Origin of the sequence: Planifilum fulgidum, from assembly GCF_900113175.1 — a bacterium.
Classification (GTDB): domain Bacteria; phylum Bacillota; class Bacilli; order Thermoactinomycetales; family DSM-44946; genus Planifilum; species Planifilum fulgidum.
In genome coordinates, this window is record NZ_FOOK01000002.1 from 40,244 (window position 1) to 51,917 (window position 11,674).

General features: G+C 54.8%; 11 protein-coding genes, 1 pseudogene and 1 CRISPR repeat array. Of the genes and pseudogenes, 2 read left to right on the top strand and 10 right to left on the bottom strand.

Features of this window, described 5'->3' with window-relative positions; translation table 11 throughout:
* Positions 1–106: 106 nt before the first annotated feature.
* The 6 genes from BM063_RS01175 to BM063_RS17145 form a co-directional block, all read right to left on the bottom strand.
* Complete coding sequence (locus tag BM063_RS01175; protein ID WP_092035493.1) at positions 107–1,108, bottom strand: 3D domain-containing protein; 1,002 nt, start codon at positions 1,106–1,108, stop codon at positions 107–109.
* A gap of 215 nt (positions 1,109–1,323) precedes the next feature.
* Positions 1,324–2,322 (bottom strand): VanW family protein, encoded by a 999-nt coding sequence (locus BM063_RS01180; protein WP_245751957.1) that lies wholly within the window; start codon positions 2,320–2,322, stop codon positions 1,324–1,326.
* Positions 2,323–2,414: 92 nt separating this feature from the next.
* Entirely contained in the window at positions 2,415–3,122 is a 708-nt protein-coding gene (locus tag BM063_RS01185) for a gamma-glutamyl-gamma-aminobutyrate hydrolase family protein (RefSeq protein WP_092035494.1), read from the bottom strand.
* Positions 3,123–3,295: 173 nt separating this feature from the next.
* Complete coding sequence (locus BM063_RS01190; RefSeq protein WP_092035495.1) at positions 3,296–3,523, bottom strand: DUF378 domain-containing protein; 228 nt, start codon at positions 3,521–3,523, stop codon at positions 3,296–3,298.
* A 115-nt stretch (positions 3,524–3,638) separates the two neighbouring features.
* On the bottom strand, positions 3,639–4,733 hold the full coding sequence (gene ispG / locus BM063_RS01195; RefSeq protein WP_092035496.1) for a flavodoxin-dependent (E)-4-hydroxy-3-methylbut-2-enyl-diphosphate synthase: 1,095 nt from the start codon (positions 4,731–4,733) through the stop codon (positions 3,639–3,641).
* Positions 4,734–4,985: 252 nt separating this feature from the next.
* Complete coding sequence (locus tag BM063_RS17145; protein ID WP_143085192.1) at positions 4,986–5,321, bottom strand: hypothetical protein; 336 nt, start codon at positions 5,319–5,321, stop codon at positions 4,986–4,988.
* Between the two features lie 15 nt (positions 5,322–5,336).
* On the opposite strand from BM063_RS17145, the gene BM063_RS17150 reads away from it, so the two are divergent.
* Positions 5,337–5,825 (top strand): hypothetical protein, encoded by a 489-nt coding sequence (locus BM063_RS17150; RefSeq protein WP_143085193.1) that lies wholly within the window; start codon positions 5,337–5,339, stop codon positions 5,823–5,825.
* Positions 5,826–6,309: 484 nt separating this feature from the next.
* Here BM063_RS17150 and BM063_RS17495 read toward each other — a convergent pair whose 3' ends face one another.
* Genes BM063_RS17495 through BM063_RS01210 form a run of 3 tightly spaced genes read right to left on the bottom strand, consistent with a single transcriptional unit; the run spans position 6,310 to position 7,216 of the window.
* Entirely contained in the window at positions 6,310–6,456 is a 147-nt protein-coding gene (locus BM063_RS17495; protein WP_177198914.1) for a hypothetical protein, read from the bottom strand.
* Entirely contained in the window at positions 6,457–6,648 is a 192-nt protein-coding gene (locus BM063_RS01205) for a YqzE family protein (protein ID WP_177198915.1), read from the bottom strand.
* Between the two features lie 19 nt (positions 6,649–6,667).
* Entirely contained in the window at positions 6,668–7,216 is a 549-nt protein-coding gene (locus tag BM063_RS01210) for a shikimate kinase (protein WP_092035499.1), read from the bottom strand.
* Positions 7,217–7,494: 278 nt separating this feature from the next.
* Between BM063_RS01210 and thiM the strand changes: the two genes are divergently transcribed.
* The gene (gene thiM / locus BM063_RS01215; RefSeq protein WP_245751958.1) at positions 7,495–8,304 is read left to right on the top strand and encodes a hydroxyethylthiazole kinase; all 810 of its coding nucleotides are present in this window, start codon (positions 7,495–7,497) and stop codon (positions 8,302–8,304) included.
* Positions 8,305–9,493: 1,189 nt separating this feature from the next.
* On the opposite strand, the pseudogene BM063_RS17895 reads toward thiM, so the two are convergent.
* Positions 9,494–10,266 (bottom strand): annotated as a pseudogene (locus BM063_RS17895) (transposase); the annotation flags it as partial.
* A gap of 504 nt (positions 10,267–10,770) precedes the next feature.
* A CRISPR array of direct repeats spans positions 10,771–11,674; the repeat unit is 30 nt; unit sequence GTTTCAATCCCTTATAGGTAACCTACAAAC.

Here is an 11,674-nt window from a genome sequence, read left to right on the forward strand (position 1 = left end):
ACTCCTCCACTTTTCAGTATACAACGAACCCCCGCGGAAACAAAGACCAACCTGTCCTTTCCAAAAAGAAAAGAAAAAGAAAAAATCGGAGTGCTTTCCCACTCCATCAATCCTTCAGAATGTATACGGTCACGTGGCGGCGCCCCCATCGAATGGCTTCGCTGCGGGTCTCGAAGAAAAGGTCGATCACATTTCCCTTCACGGCGCCCCCGGTGTCTTCCGCCACTCCCACGCCGTATCCCGGAATGTAGATTTTCGTCCCGAGAGGAATCACCCGGGGATCGACGGCCAGCGTGCCCCTCTTCGGCCATGTTCCGGTCGCCGTCCGATTGCCCGTGTGGGTATACCCCGTGGTTTCCGCCATCATCGTCCGGACATATTCATAGCCGGCGATGCTTCCCGCCGCCGCTCTCGCGGGTGCATCCGCGGCGGTGGTCACGTTCTCTCCCGTTCCCACTTTGACGACCCGATCGACGGGATCGATTTCTTCGATCATTTTCTTGTCGGTGTGAATCGATTTCCCGTTTTTATAGGTAACGATCACTTCGTAAATCCGTTTTCCTTTCTTGCCTTCCTTCTCTACCTTCTCTTCCCCGCTTGCCAGCTGGGGATCCTTCTTTTTCACGGTCTTGTAGGGAACCGTCTCCACTTCTTTCTTGATCCGCTTTTCCACCCGGTCCACGACGATGAGCATGTCGTTTTTGATCCGCTCATCCAGGGGGGTGTTCACTTCATCCCAGGGGTTCAGCTCCACTTTCCGCTCCTTAAGGAAATCTCCGACGGTAAGTTGCTTGGTCTTGTAGGTGCCGAGGCGTTTGCCCCCCACTTCCAGGGCGACGGAACAATTGCAGGTCAGCTGAATCACCGAATCGTCGCTGAGAGGCTGGTCCCAGGGAACGCTGGGCACATACTGCTTTTTCAGCTGATCCACGTTATAACCGTGCCCCTCCAGGGCCTCGGCCAGCGTGCCCCCCAGAACCTGCAGCTTGACCGGTTTTTCTTTATCGGTGAAGGAGACGGTCACCTCTTTTCGCATTGCATAGACGGCCAAGGTGCCGGAGAGGAGAAGAACGATGACCCCCAGCGCGATCAAAGCGATTTTCCTCATCCAAGGCCTCCTTTTGCACAAACCACAGATTAGTTCGAATAGCGCCTTATATTATAGCAAATGGGATGCGCCTCATCCATATTTCCAAATGCGCATCCTCAACCTTTAAACGACGATTTGACGAAATGGGTTTCCCCTTCTCCCGCTGAAAAGTTTTTCCTCAAAAATTGAAAGTGCCCCAGATCAAGAGGGGCACAAACAGGAGGCCTTTGCCGCTACGGATGACCCGGCCTGGCGTTGGGTTCCAGGGGCCGGGCCCGCTGCGTGTCCGGCTCTTCCCTGGGCGGTTTCGGAACCGGTCTCTTCCGGTGCTGAACGTCGGCGGAACTGTACACGGAAACGGTCAACCACCCGTTGCGAGCGGAGGCCACCAGCAAAATCGGCCGATTCAATTGGTTCTGGAATTGAAAGTCGGGTCCGCCCCAGGAAACCGTGGCATCTCTCCCGGGCGGCACATAAGTGACCTCCCGGCTGTGGCTCACCCTTTGAATGATGCGGAGCCCGGCCTGATCAACGCTGTTGAATAAAGTGGATGAGGTCTGACAAATCCCGCCTCCGATTCCTTCACTGTATTCTCCCCTGACGATCACCGGCGCCGGCCTGTATCCGCGCTTCCGCGTGCGCGGGCCGACGGTCTTGTTGAAGGAGAACACCTCTCCGACGCCAACCACCACATGATCGATCGCCTTCGTGGACAGCAAGATGTTATGGGTCCGATTGACGTTTCCGGGATTGAAGCGGGTGGAGTAGGTCCCCAACAGCCTCTGGCGGATCCCCTTGAGATCGGACGTGGTGATGGACGGTTTCAGCGGAATGAAGGGAACCTCCAAGGGTCGCCCGGTGTAGTCGTGAATCACGTCCAACCAGCCTTCAATCGCCTGCCGGTCCACTTTTCTTCCGATCTGATGGGGTATAAGAACCCGGTTGCGGAAGTGGGCGGAGCGGGGAGGACGGTAAAGTTCCCGCTCGATGGGCTGAAGCCATCGATCGAAGGCATCGCGATCCAATGTGGTGGGATCGATTCCGTCAAACCCTATCCGACGAAGATCCAGTACCCACTCTTTCCCATCCGCCCGCAGGATGAAGGGGATGGGACGGTCCACTTCCCGGTGGTGGGAAATGGGCAGAAGGCGCTCCGCCGGCTGTTCCTGTTGAACCGGATGACAGCCGAGCAAAGACAAAATACAGAAAAAGGATGCGAGCACTCGGATCACGCACACCCCCCTTCAGGTCGTAGTGTGCTCCAAAGGGAAGGGGGGTATCATGGGGAAGATATGTAATCCCATGTAATCCCGCTTTCAAACCGTCAGGCCGATGCAGCCGCCTGGACAAAGGCCTCAAACAGACGGCGGGAGACGGCATCGGTCTCCACCAGGTGTTCCGGATGCCACTGCACTCCCAAAACGAAGGGATGGCGGACGCTTTCCACCCCTTCAATCACCCCGTCCTTCGCCTTGGCACAGGCGATGAACCCCGGTGCCGGCTTTCGAACGGCCTGGTGATGGAAACTGTTCACCTTGATGGCCGTGCTCCCCGCGATTCGGTGCAGCAGCGAACCCTCCGCCACTTCCACCGAATGGGAAAGGTGGGAACGGGGGGCCTTCTGCTGATGCTGAAGCAGATCTTCCCGCTGCCGGTACAAATCCTGGAACATGTCTCCTCCGGCGGCCACGTTCAGAATCTGGCACCCCCTGCAGATGGCCAGGATCGGCTTTCTCTCCTCCAGCATCCGCCGGATGAGGAAGATCTCCAGATGATCTCTTCCCGGATCGACCCAACCGAGTCCGGGAATCGGTTCCTCGCCGAACCAGGCGGGATCGATGTCCCCGCCCCCGGTCAGCAGCAACCCGTCGATCCGCTCCGCGATCTCCCGAATCGGCTCGTCCCCCTCCACATAAGGGACAATCAGCGGAAGCCCCCCTGCCCTCAGGACGGACTCCAGATATTCCCGGCCCACCGACAGCGTTCCCCGTTCATCCCGGGAAGCGGTCACTCCGATGACAGGCCTGCGCATGCTCTCCCTCCTCCGAGGCGAAACCGGCCGAAAGCGCGTTCGGCCGTTCCGCGATGGGTTTCTCCCTTATATCGATACGCCTTTGCCCTTCCGATTTCCCGCCGCCGCCATAAAAAAGAACCGTCTCCCGCGGAAACGGTTCTTTTGTTCAGCCTTCGCAAGTTCGGGGCGGCTCACTCGCCGCCGCCGGCTTCGCCGGCAGGCACGCGATCCTCAAACAAAAACTTGATCGCGTAAATGCCGGCCAATCCCACCAAAGCGTAGATGATTCGGCTGATTATCGAGGATTCACGCGTCGCGTCTCCCCCGAAGATGGCCGAAACCAGATCCCATTGAAACAATCCCACCAGCAGCCAATTGAGTGCCCCGATAATCACCAGTAACAGAGCCAACCGACGCATCTTGCGACCCCCTTTTTGGTGGTTCGCCCATAGTATGCCAAGGCCGGAGGCGGTTTATACGCAACCGGGGCAAAAGAAAAGGAGCGGCGCCGGAGGCCCCGCTCCCGAAAAACTATCAGGCTTTCTGCCCGACGGACTGCTTGAGGCGGTATTCTTCCGCCAGCTTGTCGATCTCCTTCTTCAGTTCCTCGACCATTTTCTCCTCGGGAATTTTCCGGATGATCTTGCCGTGCCTGAACAGCAGGCCCTCTCCCCGGGCGCCGGCGATTCCGATATCCGCCTCCTTCGCCTCGCCGGGGCCGTTGACGGCGCACCCGAGCACCGAAACCTTGATCGGCGCCTTGATGTTGGCCAGGTATTCTTCGATTTCGTTGGCGATGCTGATCAGATCGATTTCGATGCGTCCGCAGGTCGGACAGGAGATCAAGGTGGCGGCGTTGGACGCCAAGCCGAAGGCTTTCAAAAGTTCCCTGGCGACCTTCACTTCCTCCACCGGATCGGCGCTCAGGGAAATGCGGATGGTGGAGCCGATCCCCTGGGCAAGCAGCGCTCCGAGGCCGGCCGCGCTTTTCACCGTTCCGGAGAAAAGGGTGCCGGATTCGGTGATGCCCAGATGGAGGGGATACCGAAACGCGGCGGCCGCCTTCTGATAAGCCTCAATGGCCAGCCGGACGTCGGAGGCTTTAAGCGAAACCACGATATCCCTGAAGTCGAGATCCTCAAGGATGCCGATGTGATACAGGGCGCTTTCCACCATCCCGTCCGCCGTCGGATATCCGTATTTTTCCAGGATCCGCTTTTCCAAGGACCCCGCGTTTACGCCGATGCGGATGGGAATGCCCCTCTCCTTGGCCGCCTTCACCACCGCTTCCACCTTGTCCCGGCGCCCGATGTTTCCCGGGTTGATGCGGATCTTATCGATCCCGCCCTCGATCGCCTTGAGAGCCAGGCGGTAGTCAAAGTGAATGTCCGCCACCAGCGGCACCGACACTTCCTTCTTGATGAGCGGGATGGCTTCGGCGGCGCGCATGTCCGGAACCGCCACCCGAACGATCTGACAACCCGCCTCCTCAAGCCGGCGGATCTGCTCCACCGTGGCCTTCACATCATGGGTTTTGGTGGTGGTCATGCTCTGTATGACCACCTGATCGTTGCCGCCGATCTGAATGTTTCCCACCTTTACCGGCCGTGTTTCCCTGCGATGAAACATGCCAATCAATCGCCCCTTTTAATGGGAAAGTCGGTTAAACATATTATAGCATTCGGACCGGAGGTTGCCTGGCCGAAGAAAAACCGCCGATCCGTGGCCTGTTCACCCAAGTATAACACAATTTTCGCCGAAAAAGCTTTGGCCCCGGAACTGTTTCCCGGTCCGCCGATTGAACCCCTTAACGGCGCAAAGAAAGACCCCGGCGCCTTTTGACTCCTCATCAAGCAGCCTGCGAAAAGCCGTGACGAACCCCTAACCGACAAACCCCCTCAGCACAAATTCCTTTCGCAATTCCTGCTCCAATTTCATGCGCAGAAGATCTTTCGCGCGGTAAAAGTCGGAATACCCCTCTTTCTCATTGCAAATCAACCATTCGATAAAGTTCTCCAGGTCATCATAAATCTGTTCGCAACTCTCCCGCATGCGGACAAAACGCAGCGGCAATTCAGCGGATGCGTGGATGCGGTGTTCCAGCAAATCCCCGAGCACAAACAGACGATATCCCATTTCTTCTTCGTCCGTCCCCTCTTCGGCAGAAGCTTTGATCTCCTGAAACAGCTCCCGGAACGTGATGCCCAGGTATTGCATCCCGGTGAATGTCCAATGGATGGTTCCGGTACTGACTCCATTTGCCTCCCAGCGGGGATCCCAAAGGATTTGTTTGAAGCGGTCTCTTTCCGACCCGCCATAAAGAGCCAAACCCAACACAAGGCCGCCGTTGCAATCCGTCGAAGCCCGGTGGGTTCCCCAATGATAAATCAAATCCGGCAGATCCGGATCCGGGATTTTGCTGGCGAGAAGGGGATGAAACTCCGGAAAAAGGTGTTGATTTTTATATTTAAGGATTTTTTCGCGAATCACCGCCTCATGACCGGCGCAGGAAAAGTGGAGCAATGCCACGCATTCATCCCTGTCCAAACACTGTTCATGTCGCAAACGGTGATAAAGGACTTCTTCTACGGGCTGATAACCCATGTGCGCGAGAGTGGTGAAAACATCCCCGACAAACCCCTCTTTTACCCGATGATTTTCAACGCACCGGGCAAAAAGCCGCTCCGCCGACTCTTCGCCGCCGATCTTTCGAAGGGTTGACAACAGCCGAAAAGCATCCGGATACATCAAGTAAAGATCCAGGAGAGCTTCTGCGTCTTCCTCGCCGCCATAATCCTCGATGAACGACAAATACACCTCCACCCGAGGACCGTCAGGCCGACGCTGTCGGCAAAGGTCCATCAGGTCCCTGGTAACTTTCAGCATACAACCTCCATGGGTTTCTCTGATTTTTCTTGAGCTGCCTGCAAATTCCTCCGGTGAACTTCCCTTTTAAATATACAAAGAAAAAGACCCGATGGAAAGCACGCTTCCCACCAGATCCTTCCGCCCGTATCCTGATCCATTTTTGCGGGAAATCGCAAAGGGTCGCATCGGTCCGCGCTGACAGACCCGCCATGGGGATCCTTCTCCGGATTCTTCCGCCCGGCGGCGGCCGGCACGGCAATGGGCGTTCCGCTTTGGATCCGTACCGTAAACGGCACACTTCGCTTCGTTTCCGTCCTTTCGCCGTCGGCAAACCGTCTCATTTCTTGCGAACGTAAGCGATCAGAGCGACATCTTCGCCGATCATCCGATTCAATTTTTGCTCGGCTTCGGTGATTTGCCGGATCACTTCCGGACGGTCCCGCAAATCCACCAGCTTGTAGTGATTCGAACGGTCCTGTTCCATCTAGGATCGGCTCCTCAATCGGGATTTTTGCTTTTCGACGGCCATTTTCATGGAAAGGGGAATCATGCCGAACCAGCGTGTCGCCCAGGGCTCCTTCCGGATGTTCCGCATTTTTTTTCTTTCCTCCCGGGGGGTCTCCATAAACCAGACCAACCTCTCCAGGAGATAGGTGATCCAATCCTTGAACGACACATGACCACCCCCTATACACCTAGGATGGGCGGGACCGGTCCAGTTTAAACCCCCTATCTTCGGGAAGCCGTCGGCAGATTTGATCCACCACTTCCGCCACCGTCAGCCCGGTGGTGTCCACCCGGAAGTGGGCAAAATCGTACAGACCCCTTCGTTCCCTGAGCAGGCGAGCAACGCGCTGCCTGACATCTCCCTCAAGCAGGGGCCGATCCGAAGTGGCGGCCAAGCGCCGGACGATCTCATCCTCACTCGCGTACAGGGCGACCACCCATCCGGTCTCCTTCATCAACCGAACATTCTCGGGCCGGAGCACAATCCCCCCGCCCGTGGTCACCACCCCCGGCGTTTCAGCCAACACCTGTTTGAGAACCCGGCTTTCCAGATCGCGAAATCCCTCTTCCCCGACCTCCCGGAACAATTCGGAAATCCGTTTTCCCGTCTTCCTCTCGATTTCCCGATCCGTGTCCACCAGGGAAAGTCCGAGGCGGCGGGCCAGAGCCTTTCCCGTCGTCGTCTTGCCCGTTCCCATAAAGCCGATCAGGATGAGAGGCTTCTTTTCTTGCCGCATCCCCTTCCCCTCCAATGACGTCATTCAACGGGTTGTGTGGATTATAACACAAAACCGGAAAAGGAAAAGAGGGGTCCGAACTGGCGAGCGCACGTCTCCAGCCTCCTCCATGCCGCAGGGATTCCCCAAAGAAGAAGTCTCCCGGCTTGATGGCCGTTCAGCAGGCCTTAAATCTCCCTTTGACGGGCGAATTCGGCCTGTGCTAAGGTGATAACGCCATGGGGCTGTCTTCGCCAGGAAGTCAGCCAAGAAATTTACGGGAAAAGGAGGCCCTCGCCTTGGATTGGAAACTGTGGGACCGGATCGCCGAAACCCATCCCCTCATTCATCAGCTCACCAACGTGGTCACCGTGAACGACTGCGCCAACATCACCCTGGCCTGCGGAGCAAGCCCGGTGATGGCCGATGCGCCGGAGGAAGCGGCGGAAATGGCCGCCGCGAGCGACGCGGTCGTCATCAACATCGGAACCCTCCGGCAAGATCAGTTGGATGCGATGGCCCGGGCCGGTGAATCGGCCAACAAACACGGCGTTCCGGTGGTGCTGGATCCGGTGGGCGCCGGAGCCACCCGCCTGCGCCTGGAGGCTGTGGACCGGCTGCTGAAACGGGTGAAATTCAGCGTCATCCGGGGCAATTCTTCGGAAATCGGAACCCTGTGCGGTCGGCGCAGCGGCCGGGGCGTCGACGCAAACCTGGATGATCTGGATTCCCTCCTCCCCTCCATCCGGAACCTTGCAAAGGAACTTCAAACGGTGATTGCCGTCAGCGGCCCCGTCGATTACGTAACCGACGGGAAACAGGAAGCTTATGTGGAGAACGGCACTCCCCTGTTGACCCGGGTCACAGGCACCGGTTGCATGCTCACCGCGGTGGTCGGATGCTGCTTGGGCGCGGGAATCGATCCCTTCCGCTCCGCGATCCTCTCCCTGGCGGCGGTGGGAATCGCCGGGGAAAAGGCGAAAGCTTCCCTGTCGGAGGGGGAAGGCATCGGCACATTCCGCATCCGCTTTTTTGATGAGATGTCCCGCATGAACGGCGAAACCCTCGAGCAAGCCGGCAAAGTGAAGCTCCTTGAAAAATCCGTGTGAAACAGCGCGTCCCCTTAAGATGAAGGGGATGCCGCATCGTTTTTGTTGCGCAAAGAGCATCCGCGGCTTGCCCCCTTCTTGCAACCTTTTTCATCGCTTTTTCTTCACCGGCATGACCGGGCGGGAAACATCCTCCGGCGCAAAGGAATTGTTTGCGAGACACTCCAAAAAGATTGGAAGAACGCGCCCTGTCCTTCGGCAGGCGGGCAGATCGCCGCGTAAACCGCAAACGTTCCTGACCTTCGAGCCAGCAGGATCGCCCCTTCCAAATACTGGTCTTATCCCCATCCGCCGAATCACATCGCCTGCCGACGCCGCCTTTCCCCCGCCCATCAGAACGATCTATTGTACTAAAGTCTGTTTGCGAAAAAAACCGATGGTAGTTGGCCGCCACACAAAAAGCGGATAGCCACAAGGACGAACCGCCGCGTTCAACAAATGATTGAACGTGGGCGAAGCATTATGCTTCACGTTTTTTTGATGTCAGTTCCTGTGGGGACGCCGAGAATAGCCTAAAACATGCCAAATCAAAGGGCGGGATGGATCCCGCCCTTTTTAAACCGGCGCTGCTTTTGGCGTCAGTCTGAGCAGAAAATTTTTTAACGAAGTGGGCGTGATTGAGGTTTTGATAATGTAATAAAGGGTAGGTTGCGGAGCGAAATCGGGGCGTTTTCAATCTATTTATTGGGGCGCTTTCCCTGAGCCGATGAGCGAATGGAATTCTTATTGTGACCTTTTGGGAACTCAACCGTAACGATCAAACTTCCAAAAGTTTCAATCTTCATTGATGGGGTGTTCTTATTGTGACTGTGGGATGAAGCTAAAAAATCCTTTTGGGAAGCAATCGTTCCAATCCTCTTTATTGTGACTGAGAATTGCCGGGATGGATATTATGGAGCCGCAAATCGTTTCAATCCTCTTTATTGAGATGTTTTTATTGTGACGGAAGATGGACGAAGGTTCCTGGTCTCGATTAAGGTGTTTCAATCCTCTTTATTGAGGTGTTTTTATTGTGACATTCTGCTGTATGAACTCGCTTCTCGCTCACGGTGATGGTTTCAATCCTCTTTATTGAGGTGTTTTTATTGTGACGCCTTGGGGCATAAGAAAATTGGTTTCGTCACCAGCGTTTCAATCCTCTTTATTGAGGTGTTTTTATTGTGACCACCAGTCACAAGCTTAGAAGCTATTTCAAAATTCGGTTCACACACCAAATAATGAATGCAATCAGGCAAAAAGCTCTATAAATATGCAAATATCGGTCATATCGAACTACCAACCGACGGTAATTGGTCATCCACCCGAAGCAGCGTTCAATGATCCAACGCCGGCGGTATCCCTCTCCCACACGGATGGGTCGGCCACGACGGGGTTTGCGGCTTTTTCGATGAATGGTGGCAATGGTGGGCTTGATCCCCCGTCGGCGCAACCAAATTCGAAAAGAACGGCTGTCATAAGCTTTGTCAGCCACCAATTCCTTGGGCCGTGTTCGGGGACGCCCCCGCCTTTGCGGGACCCGAACCGTTTTCAGGGTGGCTTCCGCCAACCGGATTTCATGATGTTGGGCGCTGTCCAGATACAGACCGATCGGCACCCCGTTTCCATCGACTACCATCATGACCTTGGTTCCCTTGCCCACCTTGGTTTTTCCAATCCCGTCTCCCCTTTTTTGGCAGGAACAAATCGACCATCCAGAAAAGCTTGAGCCCATTCGATTTTCTCTTCCGCATCCATTCGACTTAACAGCGCACGCCAAATCCGCTCCCACGTCCCGTCTTCCGACCATTGTTTCAATCGCCGCCAACAGGTGGTGGGAGAACCATATTGCCGGGGCATATCCGCCCAAGTACAACCGGTTTTCAAGACGTAGAGAATTCCGTTCAAGGTTTTTCGCGGATCTGCGGGCGGACGTCCGGGTCCCGGTTTGGGTTTGGGAAGAAGAGGTTCAATCACAGCCCATTGTTCGTCTGTCAGCTCATGTCTCGTACTCATACTTCCATTTTACATTGGCAGATCATGTTTTTGAAATAGCTTGTAATTAACAAATACGGTGAAGTTTCAATCCTCTTTATTGAGGTGTTTTTATTGTGACGTTTCGAGGTGGGGAAGGTGCTGGTCGTGGCGCCGCGTTTCAATCCTCTTTATTGAGGTGTTTTTATTGTGACAGCGGACGCCGAAGGCATTGATACACTTGGCTTTCTACTCCATTTTCCGAACACCTCATCAAATTTTCCATTATTTAGGAAATTCCTCGTTTGTTTAAGAAGGACCAAAGTGGCGTTTTCCCTTGTGTGACGCGGGTTTGCGCGTTTCCGAACACCCCCGGGGTTTTTGCCGAAGCTCCCGGTGTTCGGAAAATCCATTCCTCACAGGTACAAACACAGCAGGCACCATCCAGGAGCGCCCATAATTCTGCCGTGTTTCAAAACCAATGGTCACGACCGAGGCCAACCTTGGTTGGTCGCTGTTTCAATCCCTCATAGGTAACCTACAAACATGAGCTGGAAAGAACATCCCGGCGAATCCGATATCGTTTCAATCCCTTATAGGTAACCTACAAACCGATGTATTCGGAACTTGCGGGGTCGATGCTTCCCTTGTTTCAATCCCTCATAGGTAACCTACAAACCGACGGAGTAGTGGTCGGGAACCATGAGCAGCGAATTTAGTTTCAATCCCTCATAGGTAACCTACAAACTTTGGATAAAAGCGGAGAGTCAAGCGGAAAAGGCCCTTTTGAGTTTCAATCCCTTATAGGTAACCTACAAACTTTTTGTGTGGACCATCCCTCTGTTTATCGCACTGTAGTTTCAATCCCTTATAGGTAACCTACAAACTCAATTGACATTCCTCACCTGCCGTGAGGAATCCGCGTTTCAATCCCTTATAGGTAACCTACAAACCAAGAATATGCCGATTCGCCTTTCCGGTGGGAAAACGTTTCAATCCCTTATAGGTAACCTACAAACTCAATTGACATTCCTCACCTGCCGTGAGGAATCCGCGTTTCAATCCCTTATAGGTAACCTACAAACCAAGAATATGCCGATTCGCCTTTCCGGTGGGAAAACGTTTCAATCCCTTATAGGTAACCTACAAACGGTTGAACGCGGGCAGGCAACGGTGAGAAAAATTGGAGTTTCAATCCCTTATAGGTAACCTACAAACGATGAAAAACCCTGCGATTCCGAGCGTCACCAACCCGTGTTTCAATCCCTTATAGGTAACCTACAAACATCGACATCACAGAGTGGTGGTTGGTCATCGGGGTAGGTTTCAATCCCTTATAGGTAACCTACAAACTTTTCCGTCGGAGTCTCAACCTCCTGCCGCTTCAAGTGTTTCAATCCCTTATAGGTAACCTACAAAC